Raw genomic sequence first — 18539 nt, 5'->3', positions numbered from 1 at the left:
TTTCTCTTTTATAGATTATTTTTGTTTTATTTTATCTTGTTATTATGTAATAATATTTTTAATATTTGCTATATTGATAATTTTATCATTGATAATTTAATAGTTAATATATATTAAAATATATAAGATACAATTTAAAAATATAGATATATCATTCTGTATTAGAATATCATTTTGAGATATAGAATATTCTTTAGTAAATTTTAACGATTTTTTAAAGTGAGATAATGGCTGATGTGTTAAGTACAATAATTGTTATTTTAATAATGATTTTTTTGGGGTATTTTTTAAAAAGAATAAATTTACTCAATACAAAAGACATTGATGTTTTAAACAAGCTTGTTATTAATGTAGCTATGCCTTGTCTTATTTTTTCTTCTTTATATGTAGCAGATTTATCAAACATAACTAATTTGGCTGTAATGCCGATGATTACTCTTATTGTAGGAGCAATTTCGGGTCTAATGGTTTTCATAGTTCTTACATTTAAGGGATATTCTAAAAAACAAAAATGGAGTGTAATTGTCCCAGTTGCAATTGGAAATACTGCATTTCTTGGATTTCCAATGGTATTAGGAGTTTTTGGTCAAACAGGTTTAATTAGAGCTATATTTTCTGATATGGGAACTCTAATAATGTTCCTTTCTCTTAGTATAATATTAATGGCAAATTTTGGTGGAACCTTTAAGGAAGTTATTAAAAGGATTTTAAGTTTTCCAGTTCTTTGGGCAGTTATTTTAGGAGTTAGTTTTAATCTTTTTAATATTCCCATTGGGGGAATAGCTACTGATGTTATTGGATATTTAGCTGCGGCAGCAATTCCTATTATAATGATATCTCTTGGTATTTCTCTACAATTTGAAGGATTTTTGAGAAATTTAAAAGAAGCTGGATTAGCTGTAATTGTTAAATTGTTTTTAGCACCATTAATTGCTTTTATTATTGTAAATCTTTTAGGAATTTCTGGAATGGGGTATACTATAGCTATTGTTGAAGCAGCAATGCCTTCTGGAATGTTAACTTTAGTTTTAGCTATTAATTATAAATTAGACTTTAAGCTATCTGCTGATTGTGCCATTGTTACTACTATTTTTAGTTTAATTACATTACCAATTATTATTGGTATTATATAAATATATAAAAATTATTTTTGTAAAAATTATTTATTTCAGATGATAATATTAATATTAATTCAGATACTATAATACTAATACATTAACTATTAATATTTATTACAATTATTTTTTCCTTTTTATTTTTCCTTTTTATTTTTTAATTAATTGATTTAATATCATTTTTTGACAAATTCGTATTATTTATAAAAACATTGTTTTTCATTATTTAACTAGTAATTATAACTATTTTGATTTATAAAATCTTATAAATCATTTGTAAATTATTTTAAATATTATTAAAGGGATATTTATTAATTAACAGATTTTAATTATAATTTTAATCATATTGCTTTAAATTTTGTTTAATATAATTTAATCTAATTTAAATACTATTAAAATAAATATATAATTATTTTCATGATATAACAACTATTAAATAAATTTGAAGCAATTTAAAATAATTTAAATGAGGTTTAATTCATCATATATAAAGTTTACTCAACACTAAAAATAGAAACCTTTATTTATGTAAATGGCATACATAACACCATCTAAGATTTTATAATATATTTAATATTATAATTTAATATTATAAAAATTATTAAAGAATTAAAAATATATTTAAAAATTATAAATATTTAAAAGATATTTAAAAATATTTAAAGTATTTAATATTAAAAATTACTCATATTTTTTTAATGTTTTTAAGATAATATAAAATATTATTGTATATTTTAAAAATTGAGTCTTATAAAATATTAGATATCATCAACTTGTACAAGGTGATTATAAAATGGCAGAAGAAAGAGATGTTTCAAATGAAGAACCACGTATAGGGGTATATGTTTGCCACTGTGGTATAAATATTGGTGGGGTCGTCGACGTCCCAGCAGTCGCAGAGTATGCAAAAACTCTTCCTAATGTGGTTATTGCAAAAGATTATAAATATTACTGTTCTGACCCAGGTCAACAAGTAATTCAAGATGACATTAAAGAACACAACCTCAACAGAATTGTTGTAGCTGCATGTTCTCCAAGACTTCACGAACCTACATTCAGAAGATGTGTAAGAGAAGCTGGATTAAATCAATTCTTGTTTGAATTTGCTAACTTAAGAGAGCACGATTCTTGGGTACACATGGGTGAACCTGAAGCTGCTACTGAAAAAGCAAAAGATTTAACAAGAATGGCAGTAGCTAAAGCTAGACTCCTTGAGCCTTTAGAAGCTTCCGTTGTATCTGTAGACAACAAAGCTATGGTTATTGGTGGGGGAGTAGCTGGTATTCAGTCTGCTCTTGATTTAGCTGATATGGGATTCCAAACCTACATGATAGAAAAACAACCTACTATTGGAGGAAGAATGGGACAATTGGATAAAACGTTCCCAACATTGGATTGTTCAATGTGTATTCTCGCTCCTAAGATGGTGGATGTTGGTAAGCATGAAAACATCGAACTTATGACTTACTCTGAAGTAAGAGAAGTAGATGGATATATTGGTAACTTTAAAGTAAAAGTAGAGAAAAAACCAAGATACATTGATGAAGAACTTTGTGTTGGTTGCGGATCTTGTGTAGAAGTATGCCCTATTGAAATGCCAAACTACTTTGATGAAGGTATTGGTATGGTAAAAGCTGCATACATTCCATTCCCACAAGCAGTACCATTATGTGCTACTATTGATAAAGATTATTGTATTGAATGTAAGCTTTGTGATCAAATCTGTGAACGTGGAGCTGTTAAACATGACCAAGAATCTGAATTTGTAGATATTGAAGTAGGTACTATTATTGTAGCTACTGGTTATGATCCATATAACCCTACAGAAAAATTAGAATATGGTTATGGAGCTCACAGTAATGTAATTACAGCTATGGAAATCGAAAGGATGATTAATGCATCTGGTCCTACTGAAGGACATGTTGTTAAACCATCTGATCATAAAACTCCAAAACGTGTTGCATTTATCCATTGTGTTGGTTCAAGAGATGAACAAATCGGTAAACCTTACTGTTCAAGAGTATGTTGTATGTACTCCATGAAAAATGCTCAATTAATTATTGACCATGAACCTGATACTGAAGTAACTCTCTACTACATGGATATCAGAGCTTTCGGTAAAGGATTTGAAGAGTTCTACAAAAATTCCCAAGAAAAATATGGAATCAAGTTTGTAAGAGGTCGACCTTCTGAAGTTATTGAAAATGATGATTTAACTTTAACAGTTAGAGGGGAAGATACATTACTTAATACTGTAACTGAATATGATTATGATTTAGTTGTTTTAAGTGTTGGTCTCGTACCTCCTGAAGGATCTGAAACTTTAAGGCAAACTATTGGTTTATCTAAGAGTGGAGACGGTTTCTTAATGGAAGCTCACCCAAAACTCAGACCTGTTGACACATTAACTGATGGTGTTTACTTAGCTGGTGTTGCTCAAGGACCTAAGGATATTCCTGATGCAGTTGCACAAGGTTCTGGTGCAGCAGCTCGTGCAGCTATCCCTATGGTTAAAGGTGAAGTGGAAATTGAACCTATTATCGCTACAACTGATGCAGATGTTTGTGGAGCATGTGAAGTTTGTGTTGAACTTTGTCCATATGGTGCAGTATCTATTGAAGATGATCAAGCTACTGTTAATGTTGCTTTATGTAAAGGATGCGGTACATGTGTAGGTGCATGTCCATCTGGAGCTATGGATCAAAACCACTTCAAAACAGACCAAATCATGGCACAAATCGAAGCTGCTCTTGAAGACGGTAAATAATCTTGTAAAATTTAATTACATTTAGAAAAATCCTATATTTTTCTAAGATTGGAGATTTATTCTCCAATATTTTTTCTTTTTTATTTAATAATAATATATTTTATTACTCATTTTTCAAAAATTCTAATTTTAATAATTTTAATATTTTATCAATTTATTAATTTATCAATTATTAATTTATTAATAATCATTGTTATTTTATGAAAATATTTTTAATTTTTTTAAAAGTTTTAAAACTTTAAATAATTAAAAAATAATATACAATACATATAATATTTTTATCTAAAATTTAAAATTTAATTCATGAAATTTTAAGATATGAAATTTGATATAAAATGTTAAGATAGAAATTTTTAATAAAAATTTTAAATATAAATTTTAAATATAAATCTTAAGATATAATTTTATGATGTAAAATTGTAAAATTATAAATTATAACATAATTTATTAATTTAAATCTATTGCCATTATTAAATTGATTTTAATAATTATAGGCCTTTTTAATATTCCTTTATAGGTGTACAAATGTCTGAAAATGAAAATAATGTTACTGAAATTCAAAAGCTTATGAAAGAGCACAATGACTGGATGAAAAATAGTATAAATCTAATAGCTAGTGAAAATATAACTAGTTCTCAAGTACAGTCTGCTATGGCGTCTGACTTATCTCATAGATATGCAGAAGGTAAATGTGGTGAAAGACTCTATGAAGGTTGTCAATTCATTGATGATATTGAATCTGTTACTATTCGCCTTTCAAAAAAACTATTTAATGCTGAACATGCAAATGTTCAACCAACTTCTGGTGTTGTAGCTAATCTTGCAGCATTTTTCACATTTTCAAAGCCAGGTGATAATCTCATGGCTCTTGAAGTTCCTGTAGGTGGTCATATTAGTCATGCAAATGTTAGTGCAGCTGGTATAAGAGGTCTTAAAGTAAAACAACATCCTTTTGATGAAAAAATCATGAATATTGATGCTGATGCAATGGCTAAAAAAATTCTTGAAGTTAAACCTAAGATAGTTCTTCTTGGTGGTAGCTTGTTCCTTTTCCCTCATCCAGTAAAAGAGGCAAAAGAGGCAGCTGATGAAGTTGGAGCTAAAGTAATGTATGATGGTGCTCATGTTCTTGGTTTAATTGCAGGTGGAAAATTTCAAGACCCACTTAAAGAAGGTGCAGATGTTATGATGGGTAGTACTCATAAAACATTCCCTGGAACTCAAGGCGGTATAATATTAACTAAAAATGAGTATGCGGATAAAATTGATGATGCTGTTTTTCCAGGTGTTGTAAGTAACCATCATCTTCACCATGTAGCTGGACTTGGAATAGCTACAGCTGAAATGCTTGAATTTGGTATAGATTACGCTAATCAAATTATTAAAAATGCAAAAGCATTGGCTCAAGCTTTATATGAACGTGGGTTCAATGTTCTTTGCGAAGATTTAGGATTTACAGAATCTCATCAAGTTGCTTTTGATGTTTCAAATATTGGAAGAGCTTCTATTTTAGCTAAAGACTTAGAAGCTAATAATATAATATTAAACAAAAATCTTCTTCCTTGGGATGATGTTAATAGATCTGATGATCCTTCTGGTATAAGAGTAGGTACTCAGGAAATTACAAGACGAGGTATGAAAGAGTCTCATATGTCTGAAGTAGCTGATTTCATTATGAGAGTAGCTATGGAAAAAGTTGATGTAAAACAAGAGGTCACTGAATTTATGAATGATTATAATAAAGTTCATTATGCTTTTGAAGAATCAGAAGCTTATAAATATATTCAATTTTAAGATTTAATTTAAAATTTAATTTAAGCTTTTAATTTAAGCTTTTAATTAACATTTAATTAACATTTAATTAACCTTAATTAAGTTTTAATTAAGTTTTTAAGCTAAATTTTAATAAATTTTATATTTTCATTTAAATATAAATTTTATTTAAATTATTATTTTATTTAATAGATAAAAAAGGGATCAACAATGCGAATAGGATGGGCAATAACTGGAGCTGGACATTTATTAGATGAAAGTGTTGTAGTAATGGAAGAATTAGCTAAAAATAATGAAATTACTGTATTTCTTTCTAATGCTGGAGAAGAAGTTTTAAAGATGTATGGGCTTTTTGAACGGGTTGCTGCTATTACTGGTGGTTATTACAAAGAATTAGCACTTGATAGTGATCAAAGATTTAGCTATCCTATATCTGGTCGCCTTTCTCTTGGAAAATATGATCTTTTTATAGTTTCTCCTACTACTTCTAATACTGTTGCTAAAATTGTTAATGGAATTTCAGATACTCTTGTTACAAATTCTGTAGCTCAAGCTGGAAAAGGAATGGTAAAAACAATCATAATTCCAGTAGATATGGAATCTGGAGATGTTGAAACTATTCTTCCTTCAAAATTAGAACTTGAAAGTTGTGCAGACTGTGAAAAATGTGAAGCAGCTGAATTATGCCCACAAAATGCAATAATAGCTAAACAAGAAATTGACTTACTTAAATGCATTGGTTGTGGAGAATGTGAGAATTCTTGTCCTTATGGTGCTGTTAAAGCTGGAAAATTAATTACTATTCATATGAGAGATATCGATATTGAAAATACTCATAAATTAGTTCTTATGGAAGGAATTGATGTTTTAAAACATCCTAATGAAATTATGGATAACATTTAATTTTTATATTTTTATTTATTTATTCAATTTTATCTTTTTTATTTACTTTATCTACTTATCTTCTTTATTTCCTTTATCTAATTATATAATTTATCTACTTTATCTACTTTATTTCCTTTATCTAAGTTCACATACAAAATCTAATTTATCTCCGATTTTTATACTATATTTTTTTATACTTCCTTCTTTTAATTCTAAAATATATTTAGCTCCAGTTTTAGGTGTGTGAAATCTCCAAGTTTTCAACTGTTTTATTTCATAAACCTTTTTATATTTATCTAAAAATAACACATCAATATTTATTCTCATAAAAAAACTATGTATTGATGATGCAAAACGTTTGTTAGCTTTAGCTGGTTTTATTACAAGAACATAATCTAAATTTTTTTTAAACATAAGACCCTTTAATCTTGAAAAATAGCTATTTGCAAATTTTACATTAGCTATTTTCTCATTATTTTCCACTTTTATTAAAATTGTGTATTTTTTATTCATTTCAATCATGTTATATACCTTTTAATATTGATGTAAAATTGTATATTTATAAAATTATAAAATTATAAATTTTAAATTTATAAAATTTTAAGATTTATAAATAGCATTATATTAAAATATTATAAATTTTTATATTAATATTACTTTAAATACTAACATTTATTTATTAATCTTTCCATAAAGAATATAGATATATTTAAATTTTATCTAATTGTATGTATAAATTTATATTATTAATAATATTATAAAAATTAATACTATTATAAATTAATTATAAATTAATATTATTAATATTATTAAAATTAATCAAAATCAATCAGAATTATATAAAAAAAATAATTTAATAAAAAATTAATAATTTACAAAATTATAGCGAGGGTATTTATGAGAAATATTATTGTTGAAAAGCTCAATCAGACACCAATTGAAGAATTGGACATTGAAATTGTAGAAAGAAAAGGAATTGGTCACCCAGATAGTATTAGTGATGGAATAGCTGAATCTGTCAGTCGTGCCCTTTGTAATCTTTATTTAGATGAGTTCGGTGGTGTACTTCACCATAATACTGATGAAGTTCAAATAACTGCTGGTGAATCTAATCCCCTATTTGGTGGTGGAGAAATAATCAAACCTATTGATATTCTTCTTACTGGTCGTGGAGTTTCTGAATATGAAGGTAAAAAACTTGCTGTAGATAGGGTAGCTATTGAAGCAGCTAAAGCATATTTAGATGAATACATTCCTAATCTCAATGTTGAATCTGATGCTGTAGTAGAATGTAAGATTGGACATGGTTCTGGAGACCTTGTTGATGTATTCAAACGTGATGGTGCTCCATCTTCTAATGATACTTCTTTTGGTGTAGGATATGCTCCATTTTCTGAAGTTGAAACTATTGTTTTAGCTGTTGAAGAATTATTAAACTCTAAAGCTTTCACAAAAGCTAATCCTGCTATTGGTGAAGATATTAAAGTAATGGGTCTTCGTGATGATGGTAAAATAACTCTCACTATTGCATGTGCAATGGTCTCAAAATATGTAGCTAACCGTGAAGAATACATAGCTGTCAGAGAAAATTTAAAAGATGTTGCTCTTGATATAGCTGCTAAAGTCACTAATAGAGAAGTAGAAGTATTTGTTAATACAGCAGATAATGATGATGCAAAAGGTGAAGAAGGATATTATTTAACTGTCACTGGAACTTCTGCTGAAATGGGCGATGATGGATCTGTTGGTAGGGGTAACAGAGCAAACGGGCTTATAACTCCAAATAGACCAATGTCAATGGAAGCTACCTCTGGTAAAAATCCAATTAATCATGTCGGTAAAATTTACAATATTCTTTCAAATGAAATGGCAAATGACATAGCTAATAGTGTTGAAGGAGTAAAACAAATTAATATAATGATTTTAAGCCAAATTGGTATGCCAATTGATCAACCTAAAGCAGCTACTTCTCAATTAATACTTGAAAATGGTTACAATATGGATGATGTTAGTAAAAAAGTAGCTTCTGTAATGGATTCATGGTTAGAAAATATATCATCTATAACTGAAAATGTTGTAAAAGGCAAAGCTCGAACATTCTAAGGATACACATTGATTAAAATGTAGGTCATTGAATTATTATCAAACCTACTATTTCTTTTATTTTTTATATATTTCAAATATTTAAATAATTTCTATATTTAGCTATTTAATATTTTATTTTTTAGTATTTTCAGTATAATTCTATCTATTTTTATATATTTTCATATATTTTCATTATTTTAACTATTTTACTTTCAAATATTTCATTATTTTATTTTTTATTATTTGGTTTTCATTATTTTTAGAATTATACAATTACTGATATTTTTATTAAATAATTTAATATATTTATTTTATTCTTTTTTAACTAGAAATCTCTTTCATATTCATTTAAAATAATATTTTTATTTTTATTATAAATTTTCATTATTATATTTCTTTATTTTCTGATTAAGTTAGCTATTAATTTAAACATTCAAATCGTTATGTTTATATATTCATATCGTTTATATATTATAATGTTGGAAATAATTTAAAAAAATTAGAATAATATAAAATAAAGGTGATTGGATGACAGTTAAAATAGATTCAGAAAAATGCGGAAATATAAGTAATTGCCCTGGAGAAGGATTATGTATCAAAATATGCGAACAACAAGCATTAATTGATGATAATGGTAATTTAAAAGTGGTTGATGAAAATTGTGATGATTGTGATCTTTGTATTGCAAATTGTCCAAATCAAGCTATTAGTAAAGCATAATCTTTAGGTGATTAAATGGCTTCAGCCCATCGTGAAGGAGAAACAGCAAGAAAAATTAATCATATCAATGATAATTGTGTCGGGTGTGGGATATGTTCTGATATATGTCCTACTTCTTCTTTGAGTCTTGGACCGATACTTCCTATAGCTAGAGGAATAGTTGATATGGATTATATAAGAATAAACGAAGACAAATGTGTTTTATGTGGATTATGCTCATTTGCGTGTCCTTTTGATGCTATGGAATTTGAAATCGATGGAATCAATGCAAAAAATCAAGAAAAATATCCAAAATGGAATTATGGAACTAATATCACTCATGAAGATTGTATTTTTTGTGGAAACTGTGAAATATCTTGTCCAAGAGACGCAATAATTGTAAAAAGGAATTTACCAAAGATTCAAGATCTTGTAATTGGAGAAACAAGGACAGAAATAGATAAATGTATTAGTTGCCATATTTGTGAAGAAATGTGTCCAGCAAATGCCATAACAATTAAAACAGAAAATAAAGGTATTGGTCGATTCGAAGCATCTGATATTGAAATTGATCCTGAAAAATGTATGTATTGTAAAATATGTCAAAAAGTTTGTCCTACTGATGCTATCAGGATAGTATGTACTAGTTGTATGGATTCTGATCAGATATCTGATGTTGAAATTGATGGAAGTGTTATATTAGATAATGTGGCATGTATAAATTGTAGTTGGTGTGAGAAAATATGCCCTGTAGATGCAGCTCATACAGTAAAACCATTTAAAGGAGAAGTATTACTTCAAGAAGATGAATCAGAAGAAAAGATTTGTACAGGGGAATCCTGTCATGCATGTCAAGATGTTTGCCCATGTAATGCTATTATTTTAAATGATAAAATGAAAGTTAATCAAGATGTTTGTGTTTTATGTGGTGCATGCGAAAAAGCTTGTCCTCAAAAAATATTGTCTGTAAATAGGACATCAATGGAACTTTCTAATATAAAATCCAATTCTTGGCAAAAAATTCTTGGAAGTTTAGTTAATCAGTAATAAAATAAATCTGATTATAATATACCTGATTATAATATACATGAGTACAATATACTTGAGTATAATAAACTTGATTATAATAGATCTGAGTATAATAGATATAAAATTATTAAAAAATTTAAAATAGATAAAATAAGATTATAAAATGTGATTTTAAAGAAAAATGAGAGGATAAAATATAAATATAGTTACTATATACAATGTTTCATTATTTATAGAAATCTCTTATTTTTATAATTTAAAAAAAGTTTTAATTATTTATAAAATATTTTCTATATTTTATAAGTCTAAAATACGAAGTATTTTATTATTTATAAAAAACTTGTTTTTTTATAATTTTAAAAATCTTTGATTTTTTATTATTTATAAAACACATTTTATAAATCTTAAAAACTATCATTATGAATATATATACATTTCTAAAAATAAATATAAAATATAATACAACTAGAACATCATAAATAATTTTTATATAAAATATAAATTGATAATTTAATGAATAAGTATATTTTAAACTTTATTACATAATATTAATAATTATATAATGATTTTAAATCTTTTTATTCTTTTTTTAATAATAATAATTTATATTCATATAGAAAAATTTATTTATTATAACTTTATAAGTTATTAATTATGACACAAGAGGATATAATTGAAAGTTTTGACTTAGAAAAATCGATAGTTGAAAATAGTAATAAGATGAATGAATTTTTAGAAGTTCATTATGAAAAACTTAAAAGTAATTCAAAAAGTCCTGAATTAAATGAATTTTGGAATAAATTTGAAATAAAACTTAAAAATGCTCAAGAAAATAAATCAGATAATCAAGTAATAAGTGTATATATAAACTTAAGTGATACTAGACCCATATTAATCAACGAAATGGGTATAATTGAACCATGGTTTGTTAAAATAGAGGGAGTAAATTCTAAAACAGGTTTACCTGAAAAAGAAGTCTTAAACTCTAGAAAAGAAAAACCAGAAATATTAATAGATTTATTTAAGAAATAATTTTAGTATTTAATGTAAAAATTCTTCTTATTATATTTTTTATTATAGCTTTTATTATAGTTTATAGTATAGTTTTTATTTTAGTTTTTATTTTAGTTTTATAATTTTAATTAATATTTCATTTTTATTTTAATCTATATATTAAATTATAAATATATAATCAGAATAATTTAGATAAAATAATTGAAAATAATCAATGAACAAACAAAAAATAAAACAAAAAATAGGAGGTGAGATTATAGTTAGATATGTAAGCAGTGATAGAGTAATATATCATTGGTGTAAAAATTGTTCCGAATATCCTGAAGAAAAAGATATTGTTGATGAAATTCGTGCAAAACCATTAGGAAAAGCATGGCCTTGTGAGGAATGTTTAAATAATGAAAAAACTCACAGATGTAGACAATAAATTAAATCTACTTCTTTTATTCTATTACTTTTTCCACCAAATCAGAATCCAATCTGATTTATCATTAGGGTTTTCTAGCTTTCCATTCTCATTTTTAGTTAAATTTTTCTTTAGATAATCATATAATTTATCTTTTTCTTCTTCTGTAAAATTATCCAAGTTCCATTTTCCATTAGCTATAGCATCATCAATTGAATCATAAGTTCTATTTGTTTTAATTTCAAGGTTTTCAACATTAGGATATATTTCCATATTTACTAGAATATTAAATAGATAATTATAAGGTGCAAAACCATGATCTTCTTTATCAATTAGGGCATAAAAATCCTTTTCAAACTTCCAGTTATCAGGGCCAAAAATCGTAATATAAACATATTTATTAGCTATACTATTGATATTAGCTAATGTTTCTTTTATTTTATAAATTCCATTAATAGACCTTGATAAAAGGACAATATCGTGTTTTCCAACTTCTTCTTTTGTCACAGTTTCTAGATTTCCTTTAATAATCTTAACATTATTGATATTTTCATCAATACATTTAGATTCTAGAATTTCTAACATTCTTTTTGAAGAATCAATAGCTGTTACTTTTTTTGTTTTCTTAGCTATTGGAATTGTAATCGAACCTTCTCCACATCCTAAATCAAGTATGCTATCTGCCTCTGAAATTCTCATTTTTGAAAAAAGATTTTCATGATATTCGTCTTGTGCTGATCTTTGACTAAATTTATCAGCTTCTTTATCCCAATTTTTAGGCTTTGCTCTTTTTTTACTTACTATTTCTTGCCAAAAACCAACCCAATCTATATCTTCTGGATTTTTTATACAATTATTATCTTTGATATGAACACCTTCTCTATATTATTATTTGGTTTTATTTATAATAGATTTTTTTATTCTTTTTTTATTAGAATTTTTTATAATTATTTTAATATTTAAGATATAGATAACGGTTAATTATTTATTTTTTCAAATATTTTTCCTATTTAATAATTATAAAAATATTATATAACTTGTATAAAATATTGAAAAATTATTTATTAAATTAATTTTATTTATAAAAAAATATATATGTTAATATGGTTATATTATTATATGGTAAATACACAGAAAAACATATAATAATATAAACAATATAAATCAAAATAATAGAGTTGATTATTTTATGACTACAACAGTTAAAACAACATTAAATTTAAATAAAGATATTATGAGAAATATAAAAATAATAGCATTAAACAAAGAAACAACACAAACAAAGGTTATTAACGATTTATTAGAAAAAGCTATTGAAAAAGAAGATGATATATTTAAAAAAAATCCCAATATTAAAATAATAAAAAATCCGCCACTTAAAAAACCTAAAAGGAGTTTTGACGAACTTATAGGTAGTGTTAAAGCACCTAAAGGATTTGATGCAGTAAAAGCTGTGAAGGATGTAAGAAAAGGGAAGTATTAACTCATGATATTTCTAGATGCTAATTTTTTAATAGCTTTATTTATGGGGGATCACAGGCAAAATAAAGAAGCTTTTAAGATATGGAATAAAATTAAACATGATGAACTTGTAATTTCTAATTCAATTGTATTGGAAGTAATAACAGTCATGAATATTAATTTAAAAGTTTCAAAAGAAGTATTAGAAGATGTATATATTAATCTAAATTCTAATCTATTTAATATGATAGATGACACTATATTTTATAATGAAACTATGGAAAGACTAGTAGATTATTTCCCAGAAAGATTATCTTTTTTTGATTGTTTATATATAGAAATAATGGAACAATTAGGAATAACACAAATAGCTACATTTGATAAACACTTCAACAATAAAGAAATAGAAGTAATATCTGCGTATTAATGACAAACAAATATGATATGAGGTTTTTGGTCTAGATTTTAGCTATTTATTTTCTATTTATTAAAAAATAGTATAATATATTAAAATCTTAAAAATGAGAAGTGAGTTTGTATATAAGAGATATAAAATAAAAAAAGAAAATGATGAATTGATGAAATGAAAAAATAATATTTAAAAGTTTATTCATCTATAAAGCGATTATCTGATTTAGTATCTTTTGCATTTTTGTGTTTTTCTTCAAACCATCCTACTTTTAAGTCTTTACAGGTGTCTTCATATAATTGAGGTACGTATGGTTTTATATCTAAAACAGGAGTTCCATCTAAAATATCTAAATTTGAAATATGGATTACATTTCCTTCAACGGAATCTAGTTTTACAACTGATATTCCAATAGGATTTGGACGTTTAGGAGATCTTGTTGCAAAAACTCCATGATGTTCATCGTCTAAAAATGGTTTAACTTCTAAAGAATATCCTTTAGCTTTATGTAGGTGATATATTAAAGTTAAATGAGAAAAATCTTTTAAATCTTTTAACCCATTTATAAGTTCTGTGTTTAAATGAATCTCGCCTTTTATTCCTTTAGCCCCTGTTGGTTGAATTGGCATACCTTCTAAATTTTTAAAAGGAGATTTTACTATTCCTATGACATCAAACTCTATTTTATCCATTATTTCATCTTTTTTAGTTCTTTTTTATAATTTATATATTATTCTTAAATTATCTTAAAATTATATAATATTTCAACATTATATTATTATATTTAAAATCAAATCTATTTTAATTTATTATTAATTAAAAATATAAGTTTTTTGTCTAATGATTTATTATAAAGTAATGTAATGTAGGTTTTATAGATTAAATTTTAGAAGTTAATTAATGAAATTATATAAAATTATTCATGTAAATTATAAATAATTATTTATAAATAATTATATATTAAAATTAATCATGAAATATTTATTATATAATTTATCTAGTTTATCTAGTTTAAAAATTTAAAAATTTAATAAATTAAAAAATATTCATAATGGATAAATATTATAAAATAAATAGTATTAATGAATATTTTAATAATCTTATATTTTAATAATTTTATAGTTTTATTTCTATATTTTATATATTCTATATATTTTCTAATTGAATAATTCAAATTGAATAATTTATATTCAGTAAGGTAGTAATAATATAAATAATAATATAAATTTAAGATATAGCTAATTTATCACATAAATAATTTAACAAATAATTAAAATTAATTCATTTATCTAAGGAGAATTCTAATGCCAATAAAAGAGGCAGAAAAAGCATATGATCATAAGAAGATAGAAAAAGAAATCCAAGAAGCTTGGATAAAGAATCAAATTTATTCTAAAACTAACCAACTAAGGGAAAATGGTCCTAAATACTCTTTTTTAGATGGTCCACCTTATTGTAGTGGTGAAATTCACCTTGGAACAGCTTGGAATAAAGTAATTAAAGATACTTATTTAAGATTCAAATCTATGAGTGGATTTTCTCTCAGAAGGCAGGCTGGATGGGATACTCATGGTCTTCCTATTGAACATAAAGTAGAACAATTGCTGAATATTAAAAATAAACAGCAAATTGAGGAAGAAATAGGGATAGCTAATTTTGTAGCTAAATGTAAAGAATTTGCCGTGAAAAATAAAGGGGTCATGACTGAGCAGTTTGAAAGTCTTGGGGTTTGGATGGATTGGGATAATCCTTATATAACATTTGATCCAAAATATATGGAATCTTGTTGGTGGACTCTTAAAAAAGCTAATGAGAAAGATCTTCTTATTAAAGATAAACGTGTTATTAGCTGGTGTCCGAGATGTGAAACAGCATTAGCTGCAGCTGAAATAGATTATGAGGATAAAGAAGATCCTTCAATTTATGTTAAGTTTCCAGTAGTCGAACCAATATTAGAAGCTTTAGAAAATCCAGATGGTCTTAAAGAATACTTTTTAGTTTGGACTACTACTCCATGGACTCTTCCAGCTAACTTAGCTGTTTGTATGAATCCTGATTTCGATTATTCATTTATTAAATTTTTCAATAAAGAAAATGATAATAATAATATTGATGTAGATAATGAAAAAGGTATATTAATTTTAGCTAGTGATCTTGTTGAAGAAATCTTTGGGCCTGCTGTAAAGGTAACTAAGATTAAAAAAGATACTGGTGAAGTTGATGAAAATGGAAAACCTGTTAAAGTTACTGAAGAGCTTAGAGAGCCAATTTATGAAGTTATAAAAGAGATTAAAGGATATGAACTCAATGGAATGTCTTATGTTTATCCATTAACTCAAGAAGTTCCAGAACAAGTAGACTTTGATAAAGATCCAAAACTTGTCAATGTTCATACAATTCTTCCTGGTGATCATGTAGAGCTTGGAGAAGGTACTGGTCTTGTACATACTGCTCCTGGACATGGTCCTGATGATTTTGAAATTGGTAAAGAATTTGATCTTCCTATATTTTGTCCAGTAGATGAAGAAGGAAACTTCACTACTGAAGGTGGAAAATATAGTGGAGAATTTGTTAAAGATGCAAATTCTGATATAATTGATGATTTAAAAGAAAATGGACTTCTTTTAAAGAGTGAAATTATAGAACATAGATATGGAACTTGTTGGAGATGTAAAACTCCAATTATTTATCTTGCAACTGAACAATGGTTCTTGAAAGTTACAGAAATAAAGGAAAAAATGCTTTCTGAGATAAATAAAGTTGAATGGATTCCTAAATGGGCCGGTAAAGGAAGATTCCATGATTGGGTCGATAATGCTAAAGATTGGACAATTTCAAGACAAAGATATTGGGGAATTCCTATTCCTGTGTGGGTATGTGAAGAATGTGGTGAAATTAAAGTAATTGGTTCTGTAGAGGAGTTAAAACAAAATTCAATCCATGAAATTACAGCTAATGATGAAGATTTAGTTCACAGACCTTATGTCGATGATATTATATTTAAATGTGAGTCTTCTGATTGTAATGGTGAAATGAAACGTATTCCTGATGTTCTTGATGTTTGGATCGATTCTGGTGTAGCTGGATGGGCAGCACTTTATTATCCACAAGAAAAAGAAATGTTTGAGGAATGGTTCCCATATGACTTCATTACAGAGGGGCATGATCAAACTAGAGGATGGTTCTACTCACAACTTGGTACTGGTGTTATAGCCTTTGATCAAGTACCTTATAAGAAAGTTTTAATGCATGGATTTGTTCTTGATGAAATGGGTAAAAAAATGAGCAAATCCCTTGGAAATGTTGTTCAACCAGAAGATGTAATTGAGGGATATGGTGCAGATGTATTGAGATTCTATCTATTATGGGCGAGTAAACCATGGGATGATCTTAAATTTGTTTGGGATGAACTTAATAATATTAAAAAGATGTTCAATATTCTTTGGAATGTTTATGTATTCTCAACAACTTATATGTCTCTTGATAATTTTAATCCAGAAAATTGCAATTTTGATGATAAAAATGGTAAAAGCAATGTTATTCTTAGAGATGAAGATAAATGGATTATTTCAAGAGCTAATTCATTAGTTAAAGAAGTTGAAGAAGATTTAAATCAAGCATTTTTCCATCAAGCTACTAGAAGAATCAACACATTTATACTTGAAGATCTTAGTCGGTGGTATGTAAGACTTATAAGAGGACGTACTTGGGTTGAAAAAGATGATCCTGATAAATTAGGTGCGTATTATGGATTATATACAGCTATTGAAACATTAATAAAAGTATTAGCACCAATAGCTCCTCATATATCTGAAAAAATATATGAAAATATTGTTCAAGGTACAAAAGACAGTGCAAAATTAAGTATTCATATGGAAGATTGGACATATGATGAAGATTTAATAGATAACGATCTTGAAAAACAAATGGATGTAATAAGGGACATAATTGAAGCTAGTGCAAGAGGAAGAGATGTAGCTAAGTATAAACTCAGATGGCCAGTAAGTGATATAACCGTTGTATCTGATGATGATTTTGTTCTTAAAGCTGTAAATCATCTTCAAGATGTAATAAAAGATCAATCTAATACAAAAGAAGTTATAACAGCTACTGAATTTGAAAATCTTACATTTACAGCTAAACCTAATTTAAAAACACTTGGCCCTAGATTAAGACAAGATATGGGTCCAGTAAAACAATTTTTAGCTACAAATGATGGAAACCAAATAAAAGCTGATTTAGATAAAAATGGAAAGATTGATGTTGTTATTGATAGTGGAAATGAAGATGGAAGTGACAAAATCATCGAATTAGCTAAAGAAGATGTTTTATTTGATAGCATTCTTCCTGATGATGTAGTTAGCTCTGAATTTAAAGGAGGAAATGTATTTATAAATACTCAAATCACTCCTGAAATATTGTCTGAAGCCATGGCAAGAGAACTTATTAGAAGAATCCAAGACATGAGAAAAGACAAAGATCTCGATGTTGAAGCTAATATAAATGTCACTGTTCAAACAGATGATAAATTCAAAGATATAATAGCTAATCAAATCGATTTTATAGCTAATGAAGTTAGAGCTAATAATATTTCATTTGATGATATTGATGTTGGAAATGAGAGTACTAATCAATATACAAAAGAATGGAAAATCGAAGAAGATATTGTTATAGTTCGAATTGAAACTTAATCTAGATTTAAAATTTTTTTATTTTTTATTTTTTTTATTTACTTGTTCTTATTTTTGATTTATATGTTTATATTTTATATGGGAAATATTTTTTACAAAATCACAATATTTATATATTATTTTTTTCACAGTAATTATTAGTAAAAAATATATTTCAAATTGAATTTATATATGTTTTTTTACTTCGTTTAACCTAAGTTAAACG

Annotated in this window: 15 protein-coding genes; 12 read left to right on the top strand and 3 right to left on the bottom strand. The window is 26.1% G+C overall.

The window, feature by feature from the left end:
- Nucleotides 1–227 precede the first annotated feature (227 nt).
- The 4 genes from KQY27_RS02515 to KQY27_RS02500 all read left to right on the top strand — a co-directional run bounded on the left by KQY27_RS02515 (nt 228) and on the right by KQY27_RS02500 (nt 6558).
- Nucleotides 228–1133: an AEC family transporter gene (locus tag KQY27_RS02515; protein ID WP_224425002.1), complete on the top strand. Its 906-nt coding sequence runs from the start codon at nt 228–230 to the stop codon at nt 1131–1133.
- Between the two features lie 775 nt (nt 1134–1908).
- Nucleotides 1909–3882 carry a CoB--CoM heterodisulfide reductase iron-sulfur subunit A family protein gene (locus KQY27_RS02510; protein WP_224425001.1) on the top strand — a complete coding sequence of 658 codons (1974 nt, stop codon included), beginning with the start codon at nt 1909–1911 and terminating at the stop codon, nt 3880–3882.
- A 525-nt stretch (nt 3883–4407) separates the two neighbouring features.
- Nucleotides 4408–5676 carry a serine hydroxymethyltransferase gene (gene glyA / locus KQY27_RS02505; protein WP_224425000.1) on the top strand — a complete coding sequence of 423 codons (1269 nt, stop codon included), beginning with the start codon at nt 4408–4410 and terminating at the stop codon, nt 5674–5676.
- Nucleotides 5677–5865: 189 nt separating this feature from the next.
- Complete coding sequence (locus KQY27_RS02500) at nt 5866–6558, top strand: dihydromethanopterin reductase (acceptor) (RefSeq protein ID WP_224424999.1); 693 nt, start codon at nt 5866–5868, stop codon at nt 6556–6558.
- A 117-nt stretch (nt 6559–6675) separates the two neighbouring features.
- Here the strand turns inward: KQY27_RS02500 and KQY27_RS02495 are convergent, their stop codons facing one another.
- On the bottom strand, nt 6676–7062 hold the full coding sequence (locus KQY27_RS02495; RefSeq protein WP_224424998.1) for a DUF192 domain-containing protein: 387 nt from the start codon (nt 7060–7062) through the stop codon (nt 6676–6678).
- Between the two features lie 375 nt (nt 7063–7437).
- Between KQY27_RS02495 and KQY27_RS02490 the strand changes: the two genes are divergently transcribed.
- The 5 genes from KQY27_RS02490 (at nt 7438) to KQY27_RS02470 (ending at nt 11794) form a co-directional block, all read left to right on the top strand.
- Complete coding sequence (locus tag KQY27_RS02490) at nt 7438–8643, top strand: methionine adenosyltransferase (protein ID WP_224424997.1); 1206 nt, start codon at nt 7438–7440, stop codon at nt 8641–8643.
- Nucleotides 8644–9153: 510 nt separating this feature from the next.
- Nucleotides 9154–9345 (top strand): ferredoxin, encoded by a 192-nt coding sequence (locus KQY27_RS02485; RefSeq protein ID WP_224424996.1) that lies wholly within the window; start codon nt 9154–9156, stop codon nt 9343–9345.
- A 15-nt stretch (nt 9346–9360) separates the two neighbouring features.
- Nucleotides 9361–10371: a tungsten-dependent formylmethanofuran dehydrogenase subunit FwdF gene (gene fwdF, locus KQY27_RS02480; protein ID WP_224424995.1), complete on the top strand. Its 1011-nt coding sequence runs from the start codon at nt 9361–9363 to the stop codon at nt 10369–10371.
- Between the two features lie 636 nt (nt 10372–11007).
- Nucleotides 11008–11385 (top strand): hypothetical protein, encoded by a 378-nt coding sequence (locus tag KQY27_RS02475; RefSeq protein WP_224424994.1) that lies wholly within the window; start codon nt 11008–11010, stop codon nt 11383–11385.
- Between the two features lie 196 nt (nt 11386–11581).
- Nucleotides 11582–11794: a hypothetical protein gene (locus KQY27_RS02470; protein WP_224424993.1), complete on the top strand. Its 213-nt coding sequence runs from the start codon at nt 11582–11584 to the stop codon at nt 11792–11794.
- Between the two features lie 24 nt (nt 11795–11818).
- On the opposite strand, the gene KQY27_RS02465 is transcribed toward KQY27_RS02470, so the two are convergent.
- A complete protein-coding gene (locus KQY27_RS02465) occupies nt 11819–12577 on the bottom strand; it encodes a class I SAM-dependent methyltransferase (protein ID WP_224425094.1) in 759 nt (252 codons plus the stop codon).
- Between the two features lie 385 nt (nt 12578–12962).
- On the opposite strand from KQY27_RS02465, the gene KQY27_RS02460 reads away from it, so the two are divergent.
- Both KQY27_RS02460 and KQY27_RS02455 read left to right on the top strand, forming a co-directional pair.
- Complete coding sequence (locus KQY27_RS02460; RefSeq protein ID WP_224424992.1) at nt 12963–13256, top strand: hypothetical protein; 294 nt, start codon at nt 12963–12965, stop codon at nt 13254–13256.
- Nucleotides 13257–13259: 3 nt separating this feature from the next.
- Nucleotides 13260–13661: a type II toxin-antitoxin system VapC family toxin gene (locus tag KQY27_RS02455; protein ID WP_224424991.1), complete on the top strand. Its 402-nt coding sequence runs from the start codon at nt 13260–13262 to the stop codon at nt 13659–13661.
- Nucleotides 13662–13840: 179 nt separating this feature from the next.
- On the opposite strand, the gene tsaA is transcribed toward KQY27_RS02455, so the two are convergent.
- A complete protein-coding gene (gene tsaA, locus KQY27_RS02450) occupies nt 13841–14335 on the bottom strand; it encodes a tRNA (N6-threonylcarbamoyladenosine(37)-N6)-methyltransferase TrmO (protein WP_224424990.1) in 495 nt (164 codons plus the stop codon).
- A 612-nt stretch (nt 14336–14947) separates the two neighbouring features.
- On the opposite strand from tsaA, the gene ileS reads away from it, so the two are divergent.
- The gene (ileS, locus tag KQY27_RS02445) at nt 14948–18334 is read left to right on the top strand and encodes an isoleucine--tRNA ligase (protein ID WP_224424989.1); all 3387 of its coding nucleotides are present in this window, start codon (nt 14948–14950) and stop codon (nt 18332–18334) included.
- The last annotated feature ends 205 nt before the right edge of the window (nt 18335–18539 follow it).

This window comes from Methanobrevibacter sp. TMH8, from assembly GCF_020148105.1.
In the GTDB taxonomy this organism is placed as follows: domain Archaea; phylum Methanobacteriota; class Methanobacteria; order Methanobacteriales; family Methanobacteriaceae; genus Methanobinarius.
The sequence above is the reverse complement of the archived record's forward strand: the minus strand, read 5'-3'. Positions and strand labels throughout refer to the sequence as shown.

Bases quoted from the DNA above. Each gene is read 5' to 3' on its own strand.
- KQY27_RS02490 (WP_224424997.1), top strand. From the start codon at position 7,438: ATGAGAAATATTATTGTTGAAAAGCTCAATCAGACACCAATTGAAGAA.
- KQY27_RS02475 (WP_224424994.1), top strand. From the start codon at position 11,008: ATGACACAAGAGGATATAATTGAAAGTTTTGACTTAGAAAAATCGATA.
- KQY27_RS02495 (WP_224424998.1), bottom strand. From the start codon at position 7,062: ATGATTGAAATGAATAAAAAATACACAATTTTAATAAAAGTGGAAAAT.
- glyA (WP_224425000.1), top strand. From the start codon at position 4,408: ATGTCTGAAAATGAAAATAATGTTACTGAAATTCAAAAGCTTATGAAA.
- KQY27_RS02510 (WP_224425001.1), top strand. From the start codon at position 1,909: ATGGCAGAAGAAAGAGATGTTTCAAATGAAGAACCACGTATAGGGGTA.
- fwdF (WP_224424995.1), top strand. From the start codon at position 9,361: ATGGCTTCAGCCCATCGTGAAGGAGAAACAGCAAGAAAAATTAATCAT.
- tsaA (WP_224424990.1), bottom strand. From the start codon at position 14,335: ATGGATAAAATAGAGTTTGATGTCATAGGAATAGTAAAATCTCCTTTT.
- KQY27_RS02460 (WP_224424992.1), top strand. From the start codon at position 12,963: ATGACTACAACAGTTAAAACAACATTAAATTTAAATAAAGATATTATG.
- KQY27_RS02470 (WP_224424993.1), top strand. From the start codon at position 11,582: ATGAACAAACAAAAAATAAAACAAAAAATAGGAGGTGAGATTATAGTT.
- KQY27_RS02500 (WP_224424999.1), top strand. From the start codon at position 5,866: ATGCGAATAGGATGGGCAATAACTGGAGCTGGACATTTATTAGATGAA.
- KQY27_RS02485 (WP_224424996.1), top strand. From the start codon at position 9,154: ATGACAGTTAAAATAGATTCAGAAAAATGCGGAAATATAAGTAATTGC.
- ileS (WP_224424989.1), top strand. From the start codon at position 14,948: ATGCCAATAAAAGAGGCAGAAAAAGCATATGATCATAAGAAGATAGAA.
- KQY27_RS02515 (WP_224425002.1), top strand. From the start codon at position 228: ATGGCTGATGTGTTAAGTACAATAATTGTTATTTTAATAATGATTTTT.
- KQY27_RS02455 (WP_224424991.1), top strand. From the start codon at position 13,260: ATGATATTTCTAGATGCTAATTTTTTAATAGCTTTATTTATGGGGGAT.